Origin of the sequence: Actinomyces sp. Z16 (assembly GCF_003111765.1) — a bacterium.
Lineage (GTDB): Bacteria > Actinomycetota > Actinomycetes > Actinomycetales > Actinomycetaceae > Actinomyces > Actinomyces glycerinitolerans.
On sequence record NZ_CP027862.1, the window covers coordinates 317,992 to 341,105 of the forward strand.

General features: G+C 68.8%; 13 protein-coding genes and 2 pseudogenes. 9 read left to right on the forward strand and 6 right to left on the reverse strand.

Features of this window, described 5'->3' with window-relative positions; all coding sequences use genetic code 11:
• Positions 1-382: 382 nt before the first annotated feature.
• Positions 383-562 (forward strand): annotated as a pseudogene (locus C3B71_RS16860) (helix-turn-helix domain-containing protein); the annotation flags it as partial.
• Positions 563-1,108: 546 nt separating this feature from the next.
• On the opposite strand, the pseudogene C3B71_RS01365 reads toward C3B71_RS16860, so the two are convergent.
• Positions 1,109-2,369, reverse strand: a pseudogene (locus C3B71_RS01365) (IS3 family transposase); the annotation flags it as partial.
• Positions 2,370-2,411: 42 nt separating this feature from the next.
• On the opposite strand from C3B71_RS01365, the gene C3B71_RS01370 reads away from it, so the two are divergent.
• Positions 2,412-3,122, forward strand: coding sequence for an integrase core domain-containing protein (locus tag C3B71_RS01370; protein ID WP_159097604.1), 711 nt, complete (start codon positions 2,412-2,414; stop codon positions 3,120-3,122).
• 395 nt (positions 3,123-3,517) lie between these two features.
• Complete coding sequence (pulA, locus tag C3B71_RS16755) at positions 3,518-9,592, forward strand: pullulanase-type alpha-1,6-glucosidase (RefSeq protein ID WP_199912547.1); 6,075 nt, start codon at positions 3,518-3,520, stop codon at positions 9,590-9,592.
• 295 nt (positions 9,593-9,887) lie between these two features.
• On the opposite strand, the gene C3B71_RS01380 is transcribed toward pulA (C3B71_RS16755), so the two are convergent.
• Entirely contained in the window at positions 9,888-11,003 is a 1,116-nt protein-coding gene (locus C3B71_RS01380; RefSeq protein WP_108965599.1) for a hypothetical protein, read from the reverse strand.
• 117 nt (positions 11,004-11,120) lie between these two features.
• Between C3B71_RS01380 and C3B71_RS01385 the strand changes: the two genes are divergently transcribed.
• Together C3B71_RS01385 and pulA (C3B71_RS01390) are read left to right on the forward strand one after the other, a co-directional pair.
• Positions 11,121-11,678, forward strand: a complete 558-nt coding sequence (locus C3B71_RS01385) for a TetR/AcrR family transcriptional regulator (protein ID WP_073327895.1) — start codon at positions 11,121-11,123, stop codon at positions 11,676-11,678.
• 107 nt (positions 11,679-11,785) lie between these two features.
• Positions 11,786-14,626: a pullulanase-type alpha-1,6-glucosidase gene (pulA, locus tag C3B71_RS01390; RefSeq protein WP_108965601.1), complete on the forward strand. Its 2,841-nt coding sequence runs from the start codon at positions 11,786-11,788 to the stop codon at positions 14,624-14,626.
• A 158-nt stretch (positions 14,627-14,784) separates the two neighbouring features.
• Here pulA (C3B71_RS01390) and C3B71_RS01395 read toward each other — a convergent pair whose 3' ends face one another.
• The 3 genes from C3B71_RS01395 to C3B71_RS01405 form a co-directional block, all read right to left on the reverse strand.
• Positions 14,785-15,126, reverse strand: coding sequence for a HepT-like ribonuclease domain-containing protein (locus C3B71_RS01395; RefSeq protein ID WP_073327891.1), 342 nt, complete (start codon positions 15,124-15,126; stop codon positions 14,785-14,787).
• Complete coding sequence (locus C3B71_RS01400; protein ID WP_083565434.1) at positions 15,123-15,608, reverse strand: nucleotidyltransferase domain-containing protein; 486 nt, start codon at positions 15,606-15,608, stop codon at positions 15,123-15,125. The genes C3B71_RS01395 and C3B71_RS01400 overlap by 4 nt, the downstream gene beginning before the upstream one ends.
• 83 nt (positions 15,609-15,691) lie before the next feature.
• Positions 15,692-17,104, reverse strand: a complete 1,413-nt coding sequence (locus tag C3B71_RS01405) for a replication-associated recombination protein A (protein WP_108965603.1) — start codon at positions 17,102-17,104, stop codon at positions 15,692-15,694.
• 391 nt (positions 17,105-17,495) lie between these two features.
• Here C3B71_RS01405 and C3B71_RS01410 point away from each other — a divergent pair, with 391 nt between their 5' ends.
• The 3 genes from C3B71_RS01410 to C3B71_RS01425 all read left to right on the forward strand — a co-directional run bounded on the left by C3B71_RS01410 (position 17,496) and on the right by C3B71_RS01425 (position 19,591).
• Positions 17,496-18,455 (forward strand): SPFH domain-containing protein, encoded by a 960-nt coding sequence (locus C3B71_RS01410; protein WP_108965605.1) that lies wholly within the window; start codon positions 17,496-17,498, stop codon positions 18,453-18,455.
• Positions 18,456-18,485: 30 nt separating this feature from the next.
• Positions 18,486-18,746: a hypothetical protein gene (locus C3B71_RS01415; protein ID WP_108965607.1), complete on the forward strand. Its 261-nt coding sequence runs from the start codon at positions 18,486-18,488 to the stop codon at positions 18,744-18,746.
• A 383-nt stretch (positions 18,747-19,129) separates the two neighbouring features.
• Positions 19,130-19,591, forward strand: coding sequence for a GNAT family N-acetyltransferase (locus C3B71_RS01425; protein WP_159097605.1), 462 nt, complete (start codon positions 19,130-19,132; stop codon positions 19,589-19,591).
• Between the two features lie 83 nt (positions 19,592-19,674).
• On the opposite strand, the gene C3B71_RS01430 is transcribed toward C3B71_RS01425, so the two are convergent.
• Entirely contained in the window at positions 19,675-22,365 is a 2,691-nt protein-coding gene (locus tag C3B71_RS01430) for an excinuclease ABC subunit A (protein ID WP_108965611.1), read from the reverse strand.
• A 74-nt stretch (positions 22,366-22,439) separates the two neighbouring features.
• Between C3B71_RS01430 and C3B71_RS01435 the strand changes: the two genes are divergently transcribed.
• Entirely contained in the window at positions 22,440-22,910 is a 471-nt protein-coding gene (locus C3B71_RS01435; RefSeq protein WP_073327881.1) for a helix-turn-helix domain-containing protein, read from the forward strand.
• Positions 22,911-23,114: the final 204 nt, after the last annotated feature.

Genomic DNA, 23,114 nt, shown 5'->3' on the forward strand with positions numbered 1-23,114 from the left:
TGCGGGTGGTCGTTGTCGGTGGGTGGTGTTGGCTTGCGATGATTCTTCGGGGCCGTTGGGATCATCTGGGTGCTGGACTGGGACTGCCGCCATTGACGACGCACGGCGGTGATCTTGGCGCCCTACTCGACAGGCCCCGGGCCCAGACATGAGCGCCCGGGGTGCGGACCTGGCGTGTTTGCCCGCGCGCCCCGGATGACGGTTCGGCACCTCGCGTGACGGTTCGGCACTGGGTGCCAACGCTTCGGCACTTCTGACGACGGTACGTACCCCTACCGTACTGTGTTGTCTCATGACTTCTGGGACTGTTGGATCTCATGACATCTGGGAGTGTCAGAAGTCGTGAGATTCTGGGGCGGTGCGGGTGGGGTTGGGTTGGGGGATGGGTTATGCAGTTTCGCCGTTCAAGCGTCAGCGCATCATTGAGTTTGACTCGCGGGTTGCGGGTGTGAGCGTGGAGGAGTTCTGCCGGCAGGTGGGGGTCTCGAAGTCCTCGTTCTACCGGATCCGTAAGCGGGCCAAGCAGGAGGGACCGGGGGCGGCGCTGGTCGCCCGTTCCAGGGCGCCGCTGCACCCGGCGCGCCGTTGGGATGAGCGGGTTGATGAGCGTATCGCCCAGGTACGCCGGGAGCTGGTTGCCGACGGGAAGGATGCGGGTGCGTGGTCGGTGTGGTGGGTGCTGTCCGGGGCGGGGGCCAACCCGGCCCCGTCGCGGGCGACTATTGCCAGGCGCATGCGGGCCATGGGGCTGGTGGTTCCGGCGCCACGCAAGCGCCCGCGGGTGTCTTTCAAGCGGTTCACGCGTACCAGTGCTAACGAGCTGTGGCAGCTAGACGGTATCGAGTGGCGCATCCAGGGGCGTGTGGTGACCATCTACCAGGTCATCGATGACTGCTCCAGGGTGCTGGTGGCGCTCAAGGCGGCCTGGGGCGGGGAGACGCATGAGGCCACCCGCCAAATCCTGTCCGAGGCGTTCGACTGTCAAGCCCCGGGTTTTGTGGAGGCTGTTTTATCTGGCGCCGGCGGTCGCCGGCTGGGGTTGGCTGGTGGTCTGCTCGCCGACGTCCTGGGCGTCGGCGGTGTCGGTGGTATCTGGTGGTGGTGGGGTGTATGCCTGCTCGTGCTGGACGGGGCTGTGCATGTCGATGGCGGAGTGAGGCCGGACGGTGTTGAACCAGTGCACCCACTCGGCGGTAGCGAGCTCGACATCGTCGATGCCCTCCCAGGGCCCGTGGGAGTCGAGGTACTTGTGGTTGCGGATGAGCTCGGCCTTGTAGAGCGAGTTCAGGGCCTCGGCCAGCGCGTTGTCATAGGAGTCTCCCTTGGAGCCCACCGAGGCCACAGCGTCGCAGTCGGACAGGGTCTGCCCGTAGCGGATCGCCCGGTACTGCACCCCGCGGTCGGAGTGGTGGATCAGGCCGGTAAGGTCGGCTCCTTCGCGCTGGCGCTGCCAGATACCCATCTTCAGAGCGTCCAGCGCCAGATCGGTGTACAAGCTCGTTGACGTCTGCCAGCCGACGATCCGACGGGAGTACACGTCAGTGACAAAGGCCACATACACCCAGCCCGACAGGGTGCGCACGTAGGTGGGGGTACCTCCCACGTAGTGGGGGAATGTCCGCCACCCACAGCTCGTTCGGCCTGAAGGCGCTGAAGTGTCTTTTGACCAGGTCCGCCGGGCATGCGTCCTTCGGTACGGACCGGGTCGTCCTGGGCGACTTGGCGCGGCGGATGCCGTGCAGGCCCATGTCCCGCATCAGACGCTCCACGGTGCAGCGGGCCACATGCCCCAGGCCGTGCCGGGCGGATTCCTCGGGACGGCCCCGCATCGCATGCATCTTCCTTGCGCCCAGTACGCAGTAGTTGTTCTCATGCACCCGCCCGATCTCGGCCTTCAGAGCCTGGTCGCGCACCGTCCTTGCCGATGGGGGACGACTCCTGGCTGCGTAGTAGGTGCTCGGGGCGATCTTGACATCGGCGCTGGCCAGCGCCTGACAGAACCGGCACAGGCCCCGCAGCTCCTCCCTGTGGGAGTCGATGCATCTCGCAGATCAGCGGGACGGGCGGCCTGGCTCCGCCGCGAAGAAAGCCGACGCGCTCCTCAGGATCGCGTTTGCCCTGCGCAGTTCGCGGTTCTCGGCCTCCAGCTGCCTGATCCGCTGGGCGTCCTCGCTCGTGGTTCCCGGCCGGGCGCCTGCGTCAATCTCGGCCTTCTTGACCCAGGTACGCAGCGCCTCGGGGTGGACGCCCAACTCCTCGGCGATCCTGCGGATCGCCCCCTTAGACCTCTCGGGGTCCCGGCGGGCCTCCACAGCCATCCGGGTAGCCCGCTCCCGCAACTCCTCAGGGTACTTCCTCGGTGCACTCATGACAGTGATCCTTCCGTGCATTCACTGCCTCCATCAAACCCGGTGCAGTTCAGACTCCTGGGGCGGCCCGCAGCCATCCTGACCGACAACGGCAGGGCTTTCAACACTCACCGCACCACCGGATTCGGGCGGACAGAGAGGTGGCTGGCCAGCCTGGGGATCCGTCCGATCAGCGGCGCCATCGGTCACCCACAGACCCAGGGCAAGGTCGAAAGCTCCCACAAGCCCCTCCAGCTGTGGCTGGAAGCGCACCCCTACACCACCCTGGAGGACCTCAACACCGGCCTGGAGTGTTTCACCGCCTACTACAACACCGAGCGCCAGCACCAGGGGCTGGGGATAGCCATAACCCCCATACGCGTGTGGCACCAGGTCCCCCGGGCCCTGCCCAACCCCTCCCCGATCAACCTTGACGCGCTATCCGGGCCGGTGCCGCTGAGCCTGCCGCAGGCAGCCAGCACCGACCCGGCCATCACCAGCAGACAGGCCCTGAGCAACGGGAGCGTGACCTACAAGGGCCGGATCATCTACGTCGGTTCCTTCATGGCCGGCCAGAGAATCGAGTTCCGCCAGTACCCCACCCGCCTGGACCTTTACGACCAGGCCGGAACACACTTCGCCGCGATTCCCTGGCCCCAGCCCACCCAGGCACAGACCCACAGCCGGGCCACCATCAACGCTTCCAAACCACCCAACAGAATCATCAGCAGGCCACCCCGCTCACCCCGCTCCCAACCGTCCCAAAACCCATGAGACTCAACCGTCCCAGAAGTCATGAGACTCAACCGTCCCAGAAGTGTGGAGACAGCACAGTACCCCTACCGTACGAACCGTCGCAAGACGGTACGAATCGCTGACCAGAGCATACGAACCCTTATGCGAAGGTACGAACCGTCGCGTCTACACACAAACCCCCAGGCCAACACACCCTCAAACCGGAAGAGCCGGTAACAGCGACCGACCTCGGCGATGGTTTCGACCGATCTCGGGGAGGAAGGGGTGTAAGGCGGGTGAAAGAGTTGCAGAGGTTGCAGGTTGCGGTTTCGTGTCGTACCCTCAGATGACCCGACCGGCGCCGTCAGGCTTTGGCCGGAACCCACCTCGCCCGCCCAGGCGCGGGCGCGACATGCACAGACGAAGGAGTCACCGTGCGCTTGCATTCCTTGCATACTGGGCGGCTGAAGCGTTCCCGCGCCCTCGGCGCCGTCGCTGCCACCGCCCTGGCCCTGTCCACCGGGGCGATCGGTCTGGCCGCGCAGCCCGCCGTCGCCGTCGCCGACGAGGCCGCACCGGCATCCGTGGCCCTGGTCGGCTCGCTGCAGGATGAACTCGGCTGCGGAGGCGACTGGGACCCCGCCTGTGACGTCACCGAGCTGACCGACGCCGACGGTGACGGCACCTGGGAGTACACCGCCACCGTGCCCGCCGGCGCCTACGAGATCAAGGTCGCCCTGAACGACACCTGGGACACCTCCTACGGCAAGGACGGCGGCGCCGACAACATCCCCCTCACCCTCGCCGGCGACGCCGAACTCACCTTCACCTGGAACCAGGACAGCCACCGCGTCGGGCTCGCCTCCGCCGACCTGACCGGTGACTACACCGACGCCGCCCTGGCTGCCGCCCCGGTACGCCAGGGCACCGCTGAGCAGTTCTACTTCGTGCTCACCGACCGCTTCGCCAACGGCGACACCTCCAACGACACCGGCGGGCTCACCGGCGGCAGCGACATCACCGGCCTGGACCCCACCGACAAGGGCTACTACCACGGCGGCGACATCCAGGGCCTGATCGACCACCTGGACTACATCCAAGACCTGGGCACCACCGCCATCTGGCTGACCCCCTCCTTCACCAACCAGCCCGTCCAGGGCAGTGGCGCAGACACCTCCGCCGGCTACCACGGCTACTGGATCACCGACTTCACCTCCATCGACCCGCACCTGGGCGGCAACGAGGCGCTGGCACAGCTGCGCGACGCCCTCCACGCGCGCGGCATGAAGCTGTACCTGGACATCATCACCAACCACACCGCCGACCTCATCAGCTATGAGGAGGGCACCTACTCCTACGTCGAGACCGCCGACGTGCCCTACACCGACGCCGACGGCAACGTCATCGACATCTCCGCCCTGGCCGGTCGGGACGACTTCCCCACCCTCGACGCCGCCACCTCATTCCCCTACACGCCCGTGCGCAACGGCGACGTCATCCCCGAGGCCCTGAACGACGTCACCCTGTACCACAACCGCGGCGACTCCACCTGGACGGGGGAGTCCACCACCATGGGCGACTTCCAGGGCCTGGACGACCTGATGACGGAGAACCCGATCGTCGAGCAGACCTTCGAGGACGTCTACACCGCCTGGATGGACTTCGGCGTGGACGGCTTCCGCATCGACACCGTCAAGCACGTCAACTATGAATTCTGGGAAGACTGGACCGCCGCCATCGACGCCCACGCCGAGGCCACCAACCCGGACTTCTTCACCTTCGGCGAGGTCTACGACGCCGACGCCACCAAGACCAGCCCCTACGTGCGTGGCACCGGCATGGACGCCACCCTCGACTTCGCCTTCCAGGCCGCCGCCCAGGGCTTCGCCCGGGGCCGGCCGACGACGAACCTGAGCACCTTCTTCGCCACCGACGACTACTACACGACCGACCACTCCAGCATCTACGCCGAGCCCACCTTCCTGGGCAACCACGACATGGGCCGCATCGGCTACCTGCTGGGCGGCGGGACCGGCAGCGCGGACCTGCTCACCCGCTCCGAACTGGCCCACTCCCTGATGCTGCTGACCCGCGGCCAGCCGGTCATCTACTACGGCGATGAGCAGGGCCTGGCCGGCTCCGGCGGGGACAAGGACGCCCGCCAGGACATGTTCGCCACCCAGGTGGACCAGTACGCGAGTGAGCAGCTCATCGACGGCACCGTGGCCGGCTCCACCGACCGCTACGACACCGACTCCGCGCTGTATAAGCACATCGCCGAGCTCTCCCGGCTGCGGGCCACCTACCCGGCTCTGTCCACCGGCTCCCAGATCGAGCTGTACTCCCAGGACTCCGCCGGCGTATACGCCTTCGCCCGCGTGGACCGCGACGAGAAGATCGAGCACCTGGTCGCCCTGAACAACGCCGGCGAGGACCAGACCGTCACCTTCACCACTCTCACCCCCGGTGCCGCCTACACCCCGCTGTACGGCACCGACAAGGCGGTCACGGCCGACGCCGACGGCACCGTCACGCTCACCGTGTCCGCGATGAGCGCCGTCGTGCTGCGCGCCGACGCCACCGTCGCCGCCGCGGAGAACCCCACGGTCGGCTTCACCACCGCCTATGGGGCGAACCTGTCCGGCAGCACTGCGGAGATCGCCGCCGCCACCACCGCCGACCGCTGGGCGGAGACCACCTTCTCCTACCGGCCGCTCGGCACCGAGGACTGGACCACCGTCGGCACCGCCGAGGACGACACCCCGCGCGTGTACGCGGACCTGTCGGCCGTGCCCACCGGCACCGTCCTGGAGGTGCGGGCGGTAACCACCGACGCCGCCGACAACCGGGCCGCCGCCTCCACCCTCGCCGTCGTCGGCGCGGACCTCACCGGCGCGGAGCCCGAGGCCGACCCGGAGGCCCCCATCGACGGCCTCGAGGTCACCATCCCCGGCGACCACAACACCGAGATGGGCTGCATCTCCGACTGGCAGCCCGACTGCGAGCAGGCGCTGCTGGCCCAGGACCCGGTCTCCGGCCTGTACACCGGCACCTTCGACATCCCCGCCGGCACCTGGCAGTACAAGATCGCCATCGGCGGCACCTGGGACGAGAACTACGGCGCCGACGCCGTCGCCGGCGGCGACAACATCTACTACACCACCGACGGCGGGCCGGTCACCTTCTACTACGACGCCCGCACCCACCAGGTGTGGAACGACGCCGAGGCCCCGGCGGTGACCCTGCCCGGCTCCTTCCAGGACGAACTCGGTTGTGAATCCGACTGGGACCCCGCCTGCCTGGCCTCGATCATGCGGCCGAACGGCGACGGGACGTGGACCTTCTCCACCGCGGCACTGCCCACCGGCTCCTATGAGGTGAAGGTCGCCGTCGGCCTGTCCTGGGCGGAGAACTATGGGGTTGACGGTGCCGCGGACGGCGCCAACTACTCCTTCTCCGCCACCGCGGGCAAGAGCGTCGTCTTCACCTATGACGAGTCCTCCCACCTGCTGACCATCGCCGTCACTGACCCGCCCGTCGCCGGCACCGGCGAGGAGCGCGCCTACTGGGTCGACTCCACCACGCTGGCCTGGCCGGTGAGCCTGCTGCCCGACGGCGTGACCCGTGCGGACGTGGTCGGCGACGACGGCACTCCCGCCGCCGACGCCCCCATCAGCCTGGGCCTGGTCACCTCCCCGGATGGCGGCGCCGCCCTGGCCGACGGGAAAGTGACGGGCGGTACCGAGACGCCGCTGCGCGTGCTCGGCAACCTGTCCGACGACGTCCTGGCCGCGCACCCCAATCTCGCCGACTACATCGCCGTCTCACCGACCGACGCCGACGGCAAGGCCCTGCTGTCCGAGGCGGAGGTCGCCGAGGCCCTCAAGGGCCAGGTGGCCGTGGTCCAGCACGGCGCCGACGGCACCGGCGCGACCGCCTTCACCGGCGTGCAGACCGCCGTCGTCATCGACTCCCTGTACGCCGACGCCGTCGCCGACGCGCCGCTGGGCGTCACCTTCGTGGGCGGCGTCCCCGACTTCGCGCTGTGGGCGCCCACCGCCCAGGCGGTCACCCTGCTGACCTGGGACACGGGCACGGCCACCGGCTCGGCCGCCCTCGTGGACGGCGACCCCGTGCGCACCGCCGCCGTGCGCGGCGACGACGGCCGCTGGACGGTGGACGGCGCAGACGCCGGCATCACCGCCGGCTCCCAGTACCTGTGGGAGGTCAAGGTGTATGCGCCGTCCACCGGGAAGGTGGAGACCAACCTGGTCACCGACCCCTACTCGGTGGGCTTGACCCTGGGCTCGGCGCGGTCGGTCGCCGTCGACCTGTCCGACCCGGACCTGGCCCCCGAGCAGTGGACGTCCACCGCCTCCCCGCTGATCTCCTCCGACGCGGCCCGCACCATCTACGAGCTGCACGTGCGCGACTTCTCCGCCGCGGACGCCACCGTCCCGGAGGAGTACCGCGGCACCTATAAGGCCTTCACCGTCACCGACTCCGACGGCATGCAGCACCTGGCCGAACTCGCTGACGCGGGCATCGACACCGTCCACCTGCTGCCGACCTTCGACATCGCCTCGATCGAGGAGGACCGCTCCGCCCAGCAGGTGCCGGACATCCCGGCCGACGCCGGCCCGGACTCCACCGAGCAACAGGCCGCCGTGGGAGCGGTCAAGGACGCCGACGCCTACAACTGGGGCTACGACCCCTACCACTACACGACCCCCGAGGGCTCCTACGCCACCGAGGGCAACCAGGACGGCGGCGCCCGCACCTACGAGTTCCGCGAGATGGTCGGCGCCCTGCACGCCACCGGCCTGCAGGTGGTGCTGGATCAGGTCTTCAACCACACGGCCGGTGCCTGCCAGGACACCACCTCGGTGCTGGATCGGGTGGTGCCCGGCTACTACCAGCGGCTGGACGCCAAGGGCGACGTGCTCACCTCCACCTGCTGCCCCAACACCGCCACCGAGAACGCCCTGGCGGAGCGGCTCATGATCGACTCGGTGGTCACCTGGGCGCGCGACTACCACGTCGACGGCTTCCGCTTCGACCTGATGGGCTACCACTCGGTGGACACCATGAACCGGCTGCGCGCCGCCCTGGACGAGCTCACGGTTGCGAAGGACGGCGTGGACGGCTCGGCCATCTACCTGTACGGCGAGGGCTGGAACATGGGGGAGATCGCGGACAACGCGCTGTTCACCACCGCCACCCAGGGCCAGTTGGACGGTACCGGCATCGGCACCTTCAACGACCGGCTGCGCGACGCCGTCCACGGCGGCGGCCCCTTCGACGACGACCCGCGCACCTACCAGGGCTTCGGCACCGGGCTTTACACCGCCCCCAACGGATTGTCCAACAAGACCGAGGAGGAGCAGCTGGCCGACCTCGGCCACGCCACCGACCTGGTCAAACTGGGGCTGGCCGGCAACCTGAAGGACTACTCCTTCACCCAGTCCGACGGGACCGTCAAGCGTGGGGCGGAGGTCGACTACAACGGGCAGGCGGCCGGTTACGCCTCCAGTCCGGAGGAGACGATCAACTACGTGGACGCCCACGACAATGAGACGCTGTTCGACCTGGGCGTCTACAAGCTGGCCGCGGACACGTCCATGGCCGACCGGGTGCGTATGAACAGCCTGTCGCTGGCCACCGTGACGCTTGGCCAGTCGCCGTCCTTCTGGGCGGCGGGCACCGAGATGCTGCGCAGCAAGTCGCTGGACCGCGACTCCTACAACTCCGGCGACTACTTCAACGCGATCGACTGGACCGGGCAGGACAACGGCTTCGGCGCCGGGCTGCCCATGGAGTCCTCCAACGGCTCCAAGTGGGACATCCAGCGCCCACTGCTGGCCGACCCCGCGCTCAAGCCCACGGCGGAGGATATTGCCGCCTCCAATGCGCAGATGCTGGACTTCCTGCGGATCCGCACCTCGACGCCGCTGTTCCACCTGGGCTCGGCCGACGCCATCCAGGCCAAGCTCTCCTTCCCGAACTCCGGGACGGACGCGACGGCCGGCGTGATCGACATGCTCATTGACGACACCGTGGGCGACGACGTGGACGCCTCGCTGGCGGGTGTGCTGGTGGTGTTCAACGCCTCCGACGCCGAGGTCAGCGAGACGATCACGGACCTGGCCGGGCGGGAGTTCGTGCTGCACCAGGTTCAGGCCGATGGCTCCGACGCCGTCGTCAAGGACTCGACCTTCGACGCGGCCACCGGCACCGCCACCGTCCCGGCGCGCACCGTGGCGGTCTACGTGGAGAAGCAGGCGGGCGGCTCCACCGAGCCGACGGCCGAGCCCACAGCCGCGCCGACCGCAACGGTGGAGCCCACCGTCGTGCCGACGGGCGGGGCCACCGCCTCGCCCACGGTTACCCCGGCTGCGCCCGGAGTCGTCGTGCTGTTCCGCGCCGGCGTGGTGGTGACCGTGGTGATCGCGACGGGCCTGTCACTGGCCGCGGTGGCCGCGTTCCTGCTCCGGCGTCTGCGCTTCTGAGCCGTAGCGCGTAACAACGCGGGCGGTGTCCGGGACCGAGTGATTGGTTCCGGGCGCCGCCCGCGTCGTCGCCCGCCGTCTGCTACGCGGGTTGGGCGTTAACAACGCTACTTAACGTTCTGCTGTATACCTCGGAGCCCTTCAGCAGACCGTTAACCGGCGTTGTTAACCCCGAAGTGGCGTTGCAGACGACCACCGGCCCCGCCGGCGCCGCGACGCCCGCCGGGACGGCCCCGAAGGCGCTCGCCTCCGTACCGTCCCGGCGGGGCTGGTGATGGTCTGCGCGGTCGAGGTGTCAGCTCACGCGGTCTCTGCGACTGCGGCGCGCGTTGACGTATGCGCCGAGTGCGAGCAGGGCGAGGCCGCAGACGATCCAGGCGGTCAGTACCCACGGGCTGGCTCCCATGCCGGCGCCGTCGAAGTACGCGGCGGAGCGCAGCCAGGTGCCGGCCGCACCCACCGGCAGCAGCTGCCCGAAGGTTCCCCATCCACTGGGGAGCCACTGCCAGCCGGTGGCGAGACCGGAGAGCGGGTTCGCCACGAACAGCATGAGTACGGCTCCGAGTCCGAAGCCCGCGTAGCCCAGGGTCTCCTGCAGGCCGATCAGAGTCAGGGAGATCGCCGCGATGCCTAGGCTCAGGCCCGCCCACAGCAGCAGGAAGGAGCCGTCGACGGCGCCGAACCAGGTCTGCAGCACGGCGGCGACGCACAGTCCGCCGAGCGCCGCGATTGCGACGGCCCCCAGGGCTCGCCTCCACGGGGAGGTGCGCAGCACCAGGCTCAGGATCACGCCCGAGGCCATGCCGCCGAACACGAGCGGCAGCGCGATGGCGGACAGTCCAACACCGGAGGGGTCGGCTTCCGTCAGCGGGGCGACGTCGGTGACGGTGACCGTCTGCGAGGCGCTCGCCTCCTGCTGCACCTGCAGGAGCGTGGCGGCGTCGGCGCCCTGCGCCTGGGCGGCGGCCACGGCCTGGGCGTCGGACTGCGCCTCCAGCGTGGTCGCGAGATTGGTCAGCAGGGCGGCGTAGGGACTGCCCGCGCCGGAGGCGGTGACGACCTCTATCTGTTGGCCGGACTCGTCGGCGGTGATGGTGATCCCGCCGATGGCCTCACGGTTCTCAACCGCGCCGGCCACAGCCTCGCCGTCCGCGACGACGGTTACGTCGAAGACCCCGGGTGCGGCGGTATCCAGCTGCGTCAGCAGCTGGTCCTGCACGGCCTGCGGCGCCGAGAGGGCCAGCGGCAGGTCCTGTGCCCCGGAGTTGATGGACGGGGCCAGGAACGCCAGGAGCATGAGGATGATGACGACGGGGATGCCGAGTGTGGCGAGCAGGAGCCCGCGGGTGGAACGCCGCGGGTCCGAGGGTGTGTTGGAAGCCGACGCGGCGGTAGGGGTTAGGGCGGTCATCGGTTGCTCGATTCTGTAAGTGGAGTAATTCGCTCCGGAAGTGATCCGGAGCGTATCGCTCCGGATGTAGTCTGGGCAAGTCCGCGAGACCGGCTCGCGGGGGAGAGGAGCATCACAATGCGGGTGGACGCCGTCGCCAACCGGGACTCGATCATCAAGGCGGCCCGGGAGCTGTTCGCCGACGTCGGCGTCGACGTCCCCGTCAGAAGGATTGCCGCGGAGGCGGGAGTCGGGATTGGCACGCTGTACCGGCATTTTCCAGACCGGATGAGTCTGGTGGTCGGGGTCGCCGACGAGGTCTACGAACAACTTGACGCGGCCGCGGGGCGCTGCGAGCAGGCGTGGGACCGTGACCCCGAGGCCGCCTGGGCCGGTTTCGTGCGTGAGGTGGCATCGTTACGACTGGGCCGGCTGCTGACTCAGGTCGGTACCCGCTCCGAGCTGTTCGAGGCCGGCGGACTGGGACCTGCACTGCGCGAGCGCGCCGTCGCGCGCATCTCCGGTTTGCTTCAGGCGGCCCACGCTGCCGGATTGGTGCGTGAGGAGGTGGACCCGGTCCGCTTTCAGATCGGCGTGGTGGAGGTGTCGCGGCCGCTGGGGGCGATCGTCGATGAAATGGCTCCCGGCTGGCAGGACTGGCTGGTCGACGTCTACTTGCGCGGCCTGCGACCCTGAGGGCGAGCGCGCCGTCCGGGCCGCGCCGCTGCGGTGTCTTGACACAGCTTGCTACTCCCCGGAGACATCGGACTACACTCGGCGCCAACAGGCAGGAAGGTGTTCCTATGGCCATCGTCGTCCCGGTGCATCACGACGCCCCGGTCCGCCACGAGCTCCCCGGCGTCGGAGAGGCCCGCGCCTACTGGGTGGACGAAACCACCCTGGCCTGGCCGGACGACCTGATGCCGGCGATGGTGGACGTCGAGGCGCTGCGCGTGCGCCCACCGGTCGGCACCCCGGCTCACACCCCCGTCACTTTCGGCCTGGTCGCCGCCCCCGCCGGCGGTGCTCGCCTGGTCGACGGCATCCTCGATCCGGGTCCCGAGGGCGAGGAGATCCCCCTGTGTATCCACGGCTCGCTGGAGGACCTGCTCGGTGAGGAGGCCATGGCCGCTCACCCCGCCCTGCGCGGCTACCTGGCCCTGTCCCTGGAGGACGAGTTCGGCGGTCGCCGCGTGGAGCGCGAGGACATCACCATGCTGCTGGCCGGCCAACTCGCAGTCGTCCAGCGCACCGCCGCGTCCACCGGCGGCTGGGTCACGGCCTTCACCGGCGTGCAGATCTGGCCGGTGCTGGACCGCCTGTACGCCGACGCCGCGGCTCGGGACGGCTCGGCGCCCCTCGGCGCCCACATCGCCCCCGACGGCGCCCCCGCCTTCGCCCTGTGGGCCCCGACCGCCGTCGACGTCACCCTGCTCGCCTGGCCCACCGGCGACCCCACGGGCTCCGTCCCGCTGGTCGACGGCGATCCGATTCGCGTGCCCGCATACCGCGCCGAGGCCGAGTCCTGGGACGGCCGCTGGGAAGTGGACGCGAGCAGTTCTCGTGCCGCGGGCATCGACGCCGGCTCCCAGTACTTATGGGAGGTACGCGTGTACGTCCCCGCCACCGGGGCGATTGAGACGAACCTGGTCACCGACCCGTACTCGCGGGCACTGACCGTCGACTCGCGCCGGAGCGTCGTCGTCGACCTGGGGCAGCGCGCCCTCAAACCGTCCGCCTGGCGGGAGAACCTCAGCCCCATCGTCACCAATGACGCGGCCCGCGCCATCTACGAGCTGCACGTGCGCGATTTCTCCGCCGCCGACACCTCCGTCCCCGAGGAGCTGCGCGGCACCTACGCCGCCTTCACGCTCGCCTCCGACGGCACCCGCCACCTGCGCAGTCTCGCGGCCGCCGGTATCGACACCCTGCACCTGCTGCCCACCTTCGACTTCTGCTCCGTGCCCGAGGACCGTGCCGCCCAGCACAACCCCGAGATTCCCGCCGACGCCTCCCCGGCCTCCCGACGCCCCCAGGCCGCCGTCACCGCCGTCGGCGACTCCGACCCCTACAACTGGGGCTACGACCCCTGGCACTGGCTGGCTCCCGAGGGCTCCTATGCGCGTGCGGGCTGCCAGGACGGCGGGGCGCGCGTGCGCGAGTTCCGGGAGATGGTCGGCGCGATCCACGGCATGGGTCTGCAGGTGGTGCTCGATCAGGTCTTCAACCACACCGGGGCCTCCGGGCAGGATCCTCACAGCGTGCTCGACCGGATCGTCCCCGGCTACTACCACCGCCTCGACGCCGCCGGGAACGTGGAGATGTCCACCTGCTGCAACAACATCGCCACCGAGCACCGGATGGCCGAGCGGCTCATGATCGACGCCTGCGTGTCCTGGGTGGTCGACTACCGGGTGGACGGCTTCCGCTTCGACCTGATGGGCTACCACTCGCTTGAGACCATGGCCCGGCTCCAGGACGCGCTGGCGGAGGTCGCGGACGACGCCGTCGGCCACCCCATCTACCTGTACGGCGAGGGCTGGAACATGGGGGAGGTGGCGGACAATGCGCTGTTCACTCAGGCCACCCAGGGGCAGGTCGGCGCGCTCGGCATCGGCACCTTCAACGACCGTGTCCGCGACGCCGTCCACGGGCGCGGAGCCGACACCGACCCCCGGGTGCCGCAGGGCCTGGGCAACGGCGAGCTGACCGACCCCAACGGCTTTGACGACCGCTCCGAGGAGACTCTGCGGAACGACCTCGCCTGGCGCGCCGACCTGGTGCGCCTGGCCCTGGCCGGGAACCTGCGGGACTTCGAGCTGCCCGGTCCCGACGGGCAATGGGCCAGGGGGGAGGAGATCCGCTACGGCGAGGAACCCGCCGCCTACGGGCTCGCCCCCAGCGATTCCATCAACTACGTCGACGCCCACGACGACGAGACCCTGTTCGACCGGCTCGCCTACAAGCTGCCGCTCGGTACCCCCATGGCCGAGCGCATCCGCATGAACACGCTGTGCCTGGCCACCGTCACGCTCGGGCAGTCCCCCTGCTTCTGGGCGGCGGGCACCGAGCTGTTGCGCAGCAAGTCGTTGGACACCGACTCCTACAACTCCGGCGACCACTTCAACGCCATCGACTGGACCGGGCGCGACAACGGTTGGGGTCGGGGGCTGCCGCCCGCCGCCCGCAACTTCGACACCTGGGTGGTGCAGGCCGGCATCCTCATGCACGAGGATCTGCGTCCCACCGCCGCGGATATTGCCGCCGCTCAGGAGCAGGCCCTCGACCTGTTGCGGCTGCGGCGCTCCAGTCGGCTGTTCTCCCTGGGGACGGCCGCGCTCATCCGCGAGCGCGTCTCGTTCCCCACCGCCGACGACGCCGCCCCGGGGCTGGTAATCATGCTGATCGACGACGGCGCCGGGGACAGCGACATTGACCCCGACCTCGACGGGCTGCTGGTGGTCTTCAACCCGGAACCCGGCACCGTCAAGCAGCGGGTCGACGCGCTGATGGATCGCTACTTCGAGTTGAGCGACATCCAGATGGAGGGCGCCGACCCGATCGTCAAGGACACCCGCTTCGACGCCAACACCGGCGTCATCACCGTCCCCGGACGCACCGTCGCCGTCCTCTGCGAGCGCTGACAGTCGCTCACCGTGCCCCCTCGCCGAGATCGGTCGATATAACCATCGAGATCGGTCGACGTTACCGTCGAGATCGGTCGATATGGCGTTGCGCGGTGAGTCGGTATTCCCTATCCGTGACGGAGTACCTGCTGTTGCAGATGAACAGTCGGACAGTATCAGTTGCTGCTGAGTCTTTGATGCAGGGAACGAAGGGTCGCAACCAGCGCTGGCACGTCACGCTGAACGGTCGCTGACACGATGGTTGGATCGACTTGCAGATAGCCGTGAGCAATGCGATTGCGCATTCCTCTTAGGAGGTGCCATTCCCCTTGGGCTGCCTCATCTCGTAGACGGGGTGGGAGCGCGCCGAACGCCTCAATGCCTGCAGCCAGGCGGAGCGATATCGCGTCAAGAGTCATGGGGTCGGTGATATCACGCTGAGCGTAGGCCTGTGCGGCTTCAAAGTGGTAGAGGGCTTCATCGATGAGCTCAAGCGGCGTGCGACTCGTGGGAGTCATAGGGGGACCGCCTCTCGGAGAACGCGATCGCGCATATAGGGGGCGACAGCGGAGTCGGGGACAAGGTCGACGCTGGTCCCCAGGATAGTTTCAAGGCGGGCCTCGAGCCGCTCCAATTCCATGAGGCTCATGGGGTGATCCATTTGAAAAAGCAGGTCGATATCTGAATCCTGGTGGTCTTTGCCGGTGGCTACCGAACCGAAAACCCTCACGTTGGAGCCCCCGGCCTCCTTGATGCACTTGGTCACCTCGGCGCGACGCGCACGCAAGCAACGAGCAAGCGGAGTTGTCCCATGAAAGTGGAGGAGGCGCGACACCTCGGGTTGAGAACGACCGATTTGGGTGGCGATCTCGGTTTGCGTCATGCCTGCGCGATGGGCGGCACGTACTGCAGAGACCAGACGCGCGCGCGCTTCGCGCACGTCCGCGTCGGTTTTCCGCGCGATTGTTGCGAGTTCGGAGGCAGAAGAAGGTGCCGCCATGGGCTAAGTATAGCAACTCTTATGCACGAAGGTGAACCGAATGCGTGTGGCCCGCCCGCGCTCGAGTGGTGGTTGCTGAGGCATCAGTTGTCGGAGCGGAGCTTGGCGCGCAGGTCGTCCCAGTAGGCCAGGCGCTCACGGATGCGGCGCTCCTGCCCGTTGGCGGTGGGCTCGTACAGGCGCTCGCGCTGCTCGCGCGGCGGCAGGCCCTCCGGCATGTAGTCGGCGCCGGAGAAGCCCTCGGGGGTGTCCGGGTCGTACTGGTAGCCCTCGCCGTAGCCGAGCTCCTTCATCAGCCGGGTGGGCGCGTTGAGTATGTGTGCCGGCGGCATGAGTGAACCGGTTTGCCGCGCCAGCCTCATCGCCCGCCCCAGGCCCCGGTAGACGCTGATCGACTTCGGCGCCGTCGCCAGGTAGACGACCGCCTGAGCGATGGCGAGCTCGCCCTCCGGGGAGCCCAGCCGTTCGTAGGTGTCCCACGCGGCCAGGGTCATGTGCAGCGCGCCGGGATCGGCCATGCCGACGTCCTCGGAGGCGAAGCGCACCAGCCGCCGCGCAATGTAGAGCGGATCCTCCCCGCCGGCCAGCATGCGCGCCAACCAGTACAGGGCGGCGTCCGGGTCGGAGCCGCGCATGGACTTGTGCAGCGCGGAGATGAGGTTGTAGTGCTCCTCGGAGGACTTGTCGTACAGGGGCGCCCGGGAGGCGACGACGGCGGCCAGCGCCTCCTCATCGAGTGCGGCGGGCTCGGTGGGGGCGGGTCCCGTGGGCGTATCGGCGCCCGTGTCGGGGGTCGCCCCCTGGGAGTCCGCGTAACCGACCACCTGCTCGACCATGCCCAGCAGGTAGCGCCCATCGCCGTCGGCCATGGTCAGCAGCGCGCGACGGGCGCCGTCGGTCAGCGGCAGTCGCCGACCGAGCAGCGCCTCGGCGCGGGCGAGGAGTTCGGCCAGGGCGTCGTCGTCGAGACGGTGAAGCACCAGTACCTGGCAGCGGGACAGGAGCGCCCCATTGAGCTCGAAGCTGGGGTTCTCGGTGGTGGCGCCCACGAGCACCACGGTGCCGTCCTCCACATACGGCAGGAAGGAGTCCTGCTGGGCGCGGTTGAAGCGGTGGATCTCGTCGACGAACAGCAGCGTTCCCTGGCCGACCTCACGGCGGCGCGCGGCGGCGGCGAAAACCTTGCGCAGGTCGGCCACGCCGGAGAAGGTGGCCGACACCTGCTCGAACACCAGGCCGGTGCGCTCCGCCAGCAGCCGGGCGATCGTCGTCTTCCCGCAGCCGGGTGGGCCCCACAGGATGATCGAGGCCAGGCGGCCGGCCGCGACCATCCGCCCCAGCGGCGCGTCCGGGGCCAGCAGGTGGTCCTGACCGACGACGTCGTCGAGTGTGCGCGGCCGCAGCCGGTCCGCCAGCGGGCGAGTGGGGTCGTCGACGATCGGGCCGCCGGCGTCGGCCGCGGCGTCGAAGAGCGAGGGCGCGTCCTGCGGGGTCATGGCACCAGGCTACGGGGCCGGCCCGACGGCGTGCACAGCTACTGGGCTCGTCTCACCTCCCAGGCGGTGGCTCTACCCGTGCCGAGTTCACCTGTGTAGGAGGTCAGAACCAGGGCCCGGGCTCGGTCAAGGTGGCACGGAATGCACCACTTTAGGAGCCTGCCCGGTAGTGAGCGCTCGGTGATTCGGCGGAATCGGGCCGTTTCTGACAGCGTGGTGCGCGCGATGTGATTGAAAGTGGTGCATCTGGTGACAGGCGTGGGCCTGCGGGTGGGTGGCGGCAGGGGAAGGAGCTTGCCTCCCGTCAAAAAATAGCTATCATATTGCTATAGCTGCTGCGGGAGTCGGGAGGGGTTCGCCTCCGCCGCAGCGGTTCGAACCGGAGGTCATCATGTCCGCGGCGCCCCACGCCCCCATCGCCCAGCAGGAGTCCGGCGTCGTCAAGGGACGAGTCGACATCGCTGAGCGTCCCGCCATCAGCGCCGGATCCGGTGCGGCCTTCCTGGTGCTGCTCCTGCTGCTGGGGATATTCGGCCTGTCCATAGCCGCCTTCATCACCGGCGCCATCGCCGCGGATCAGGGTGAACCGGGTGGGGTGTCGCGCCTGGTCGTAGGCTCGGTGGGCCTGGCCATCCCGCTGCTGTTGTTTTCCTCCTTCGTCATCGTGGCCCCGGGGCAGACCAGCGTGCGCCAGTTCTTCGGCCGCTACATCGGCACCGTGCGCCGCACCGGCCTGGTCCTGGTGCCGCCGCTGACCTCCGGCAAGAAGGTGTCCATCAAGGTCCACAACTTCGAGACCAACGAGATCAAGGTCAACGATCTTGACGGCAACCCCGTGGAGATCGCGGCCATTGTTGTCTGGCAGGTGGCCGACACGGCGCGCGCGGTCTTCGCCGTCGAGGAGTACGAGGCCTTCATCAAGGCGCAGGCGGAGTCGGCGCTGCGGCACGTGGCCACCACCCACCCCTACGACGAGCCCGGCCCCGGTGAGACCTCCCTGCGCGGCGGCACCGACCTGGTCTCCGCCGAGTTGGCCGAGGAGGTGGCCGCGCGCGTGGCGATCGCCGGGTTGGAGATCATCGAGGTGCGTATCTCCTCCCTCGCCTACGCCCCGGAGATCGCCCAGGCGATGCTGCAGCGGCAGCAGGCCGGGGCTGTCATTGCCGCCCGCGAGCAGATCGTGGAGGGCGCGGTCACCATGGTGGACCAGGCCCTAAAGCGCCTGGAGGCGGACGACATCGTCTCCATGGACGACGAGCGCCGTGCCCAGATGGTCTCCAACCTGCTGGTGGTGCTCTGCTCCGACCAGCGCACGCAGCCAGTCGTCAACACCGGCTCCCTGTACGCCTGAGGTCGGTCGGCTCGGTGACGGAGGGCGCCGATGACGGGCGGTAAGCGCAAGCAGGTCCTGTTGCGGCTCGATCCGGCGGTCCACGCGGCCATCGCCAAGTGGGCCGCCGACGACCTGCGCTCGGTCAATGCGCAGATCGAGATCATCCTGCGCCGCGCGCTCGACGACGCCGGCCGGGGCGTAAAGGCCGCCCCCATGCGGGGTAGGGGTCGGCCCCGGAAGGACGTCGAGGGCGCCGACGGCGCCCGGGATGGCGATGGTGCGAGTTCTGTCGGGGCAGACGGCGGGTAACGCTGCGGTGATGGGATCGATGTGGGATCTCGTGGAGTTCCGGTCTTCTCGCTTCCACTTGGGCAGTCGGTTCATAGGGTGACTTTGGACCTCGTTGAGAAGCACCGTGATGGCGATGAGCGAGTGTCCGCTGCGTGTCTAGACCTCAACGTAGTGCTCGCCCCTTCCCCTTTCGTCGGGTCTTTATCGGCAGGTGCGGTTAACCTGATCGACGGGGTCGGTGGTGCGGACGAAAGTGATGCATCCAATGACAACTGCGGACGGATAAACGGTTTGCGGTTCTCGCGGACGCCGGCTCGTTGGTCTGGAACTGCGGCAATGAAGACCGTAGTACGTATACCGTGTAGCATGTCGCTGGTCTGCGGCAGGGGAGGGGATCATACTTGATTACGCTGAGGGACATCACGGAGGAGAACTTCGCTGCGATAATCGCTATGAAACGACCTGTGGACGAAGGGTATGTGGCGCCCAATGTTTATTCGCTTGCGCAGGCGTGGCTATACCGCGACAACGGTGACGTGTTTCCCTATGCGATATGCAATGGCGATGATCCAGTGGGATTCCTGCTACTGGAAGAGGATGACTCTGAGCGTGCTCTGCGTATATGGAGAATCATGTTCCCTGAGGAGAACACCTCCAAGGGGTACGGTACGGAGGCCATTCGTTTGGTTCTGGGTAGGGCACGGCAGATGCGCGAGCGGTTCGATCTGGTTACCTGCGACTGCGACCCATCGAATGCACGCGCGAAGCACGTCTATGAGAAGCTGGGGTTCGTGGAGACCGGGACGGTTAACCATGGATCGAAGGAAATGGTATTCGATCTGCGCGCGGAGCGCGGATTCTGACCGTTGATGGGAGGAGCGCAGGCCGGCGGGAATCGGAGGGCAGGCGGCGACGCGTCATTTGAACCGACCTCGGCACGTAACTTCTACCGACCTCGGCGGGAGGGGGAGGCTGCGTAGGACAGATGGGCGGCGAGGTAACGGGCAGTGACGCTGCTGGTTGCGTCTGCGGGGAAGACGCCGTCCGTGTTCGCGTTCCGCTCTGCTGCGGCGGCCAGCTGCTCCGGGGTGCCGGCGGCGACCACGCGGCCGCCCGCCTCGCCGCCGCCCGGGCCCATGTCGATGACCCAGTCGGCGTTGGCGATCATGTCCAGGTCGTGCTCGATGACCACCACGCTTGCGCCCCGCTCCACCAGCCGGTCCAGCACGCCCAGCAGCACGCGCACGTCCAGCGGGTGCAGGCCGATGCTCGGCTCGTCGAGCACGAACACCGTGCCGTGCTGGTCACGGCCCAGGTCGGCCGAGAGCTTCAACCGCTGCGCCTCGCCGCCGGACAGGGCCGTCGTCGTCTCCCCGAGCGTCAGGTAGCCCAGTCCCAGTTCGGACAGCAGGCGCAGGTGGCGGCGCACCTTGGGCAGGTCGGCGCAGGCCTGTTCGGCCTGGTCCACCGTCAGCGCCAGTAGCTCCGGCAGGGACAGCCCCGCGGCATCCCGGCCGCCGTCGTCCCCGTTTGTCTGGTGGCCATCGCCCCCGTCGGCCTGCCGGTCGCCCGCCGCCCGGGCGCCTGCGGCCCCGCCGCCCGGCACTCGGCGGATTTCACGCGCCGCCTCGCCGTAGCGGGAGCCGTCGCACTGGGGGCAGACGATGTCGACGTCGGGCAGGAACTGCACGTCCAGGACGATCTGGCCGGTCCCGTCGCAGTGTTCGCAGCGCAGCGAGCCGGTGTTGTAGGAGAAGTCGCCGGCCTTCAACCCCGCCTGGCGCGCGGCCGGGGTGCGCGCGTACACGCGCCGCAGCTCGTCCATGACCCCGGAGTAGGTGGCCACGGTTGAGCGGACGTTCGTGCCGATGGGGGAGGCGTCGACGACGACCACTCGCTGTGTCTGCTCGGTCTGGATGGAGGTGGCCGGTGCGGGCAGGGGGGCGTCGTCGGCGAGCGCGCGCAGTGCCGGCACCAGCGATTCCAGCACCAGGGTGGTCTTCCCGGAGCCGGATACTCCGGTCACGGCGGTCAGCCGCTGCTCGGGGATGGCGACGTCGAGCGCGTGGACCGTATGGATCGGTGCGGTCTCCAGGTGGATGGCGCCGTGGGCGAAGGCCTCGTCGGCCTCGGCCCGCTCGCGGCAGACGACCTCCGCCCGGCCGGTGATGAACGGGGCGATGCGGCTGGCCGGATCCGCCACCGCCTGCGAGATCGGCGCGTTGACCACGATCTGGCCGCCGGCGTCGCCCGAGCCCGGACCGATCTCCAGCAGCCAGTCGGCCTCGCGCAGCAGGGCGACGTCGTGATCCACCACCAGCACCGAGTTCCCGTCCGCCAGCAGGTCCCGCACCACGCCGGTCAGACCGTCCAGGTTGGCCGGGTGCAGGCCTATGCTCGGCTCGTCGAGCACGTAGAGCACCCCGGTGGTGCGGTTGCGTACGGCCCGGGCCAGCTGGACGCGCTGCCGCTCCCCGGTGGACAGGGTGGAGGAGGCCCGGTCCAGGCTCAGGTAGTCCAGGCCCAGATCCAGCAGGCGGCGGGCGGTGACGGTGAGCTCGTCGACGATCTGTCGGGCCATCGCCACCAGCTCTTGCGGCATGGTGTCCGGGATGCCGGCCGCCCATTGCACCAGGTCGCCGAGCGGGAGGCGGCACGCCTCGTCCAGGCCGATGCCGCGCACCTTCGTGGAGCGCACCGCCGCGGACAGGCGGGAGCCGCCGCAGTCCGGGCAGACGGCCTCGTGGAGGAACTTCTCCACCCGCTTCATGCCGCGCTCGTCCTTCACCTTGGACAGCGCGTTCTCCACGGTGTGCACCGCGCTGTAGTAGGTGAAGTCCATTTCGGCGGCCGTGTTGGTCTTCTCGTTGACGTAGAAGAAGTGTCGCTTCTCCGCGGGGCCGTGGAACACGATCTCCCGCTCCTGCTCCGTCAGCTCGTGGAACGGAACATCTGTGCGCACGCCCATCTCCCGCACGATGTCCTTCATGATCGACCACATCAGGTTCTGCCAGGGGGCGACGGCGCCCTCATCGATGGACAGCGACTCGTCGGGCACCAGGCTCGCCTCGTCCACGGTGCGCACGACGCCGGTGCCCTCGCAGCGGGGGCAGGCACCCTCGGAGTTGAAGGCCATCATCTCGGCGCCCGGGCCGTAGAACTCCACCCCGCAGGTGGCGCAGGTGGTGGGGACCTCGAGGGCGACGTCGGTGCTGGGCGCATTGGGGTGGCCGTTGGGGCAGCAGTGCGAACCCAGGCGGGAGTAGGCCAGGCGCAGCGAGTTGAGCACCTCGGTGGAGGTGCCGAAGGTGGAGCGCACGCCGGGTACGGGCGGACGCTGGTGCAGGGCCAGGGCGGCGGGGACGTGGAGGACCTCGTCGACGTCGGGGCGGGCCGCCTGCGTCAGGCGCCGGCGCGTGTAGGTGGACAGCGACTCCAGGTAGCGGCGGGCGCCCTCCGCGTAGAGCACCCCCAGGGCCAGGGAGGACTTGCCCGACCCGGACACGCCCGCCACTGTCACCAGTTTCCCCAGCGGCACCTCGACGTCGATGTTCTTGAGGTTGTGCACGCGAGCGCCGCGCACACTGATGGTGGTCGGGCTGGACGGGGCAGTGCTGGCGGGTGCGGTGGCTGGCATGGGGCTCAGGCTACGTCGAGGCGCCGACACAAACACGCCGCAGCGTAATAGCATTCCTGCTATACACTTTGAGCATGAGGCGCTTCAACATTGATGCGGCGCCCGAGCTCATCCGTGCCGCACGACGTGACGCGGGGTTGACGCAGACCCAGTTGGCTGAACGTGCTGGCCTGCGCCAGCCGAGTCTGGCCCAGATGGAGTCGGGCAGGCGTTCCGTCTCCGACGAAATGCTGGAACGCGTCCTGCGTGCGGCCGACTACCGTCCGTCCATTCCGCTCGCCGCACACGCCGATGAGATCAGCGCCAGTGCCAGGGCTCACGGCTTCGCGAATCCGCGGGTGTTCGGCTCAGCGTTGCGCGGTGAGGACACCTTCGACTCCGATATTGATCTGCTGGTCACGCCCGCCCCCGGCACCGACCTGTTCGATCTGGCCCTTTTCGCCGCCGAGGTTGAGGAGCTCACGGGATTCCCGGTCGAGGCGGTGGCTGATACCTCGGTGCCCGATGCCCTCAAGAGCGCCGTCCGAGAGGCGGTGCCGCTGTGAACGACGCCGTCAGTCGATGAATGACGACCTGTTCTGGGCGGCGGTGACACAGAGGGTGCCGGAGATCCTGGACCGACTGATCGAGGAGTCGGCAGGGTCTGAGGAACGCTGACGGGCAAACGGCTCGTGGGGCGCCGCCCCCGCTCGAGCCAGAGCCGGCTGTCACCGCCGTCCGAGACGGCTGCGGGGTGTGGGCCAGAATGG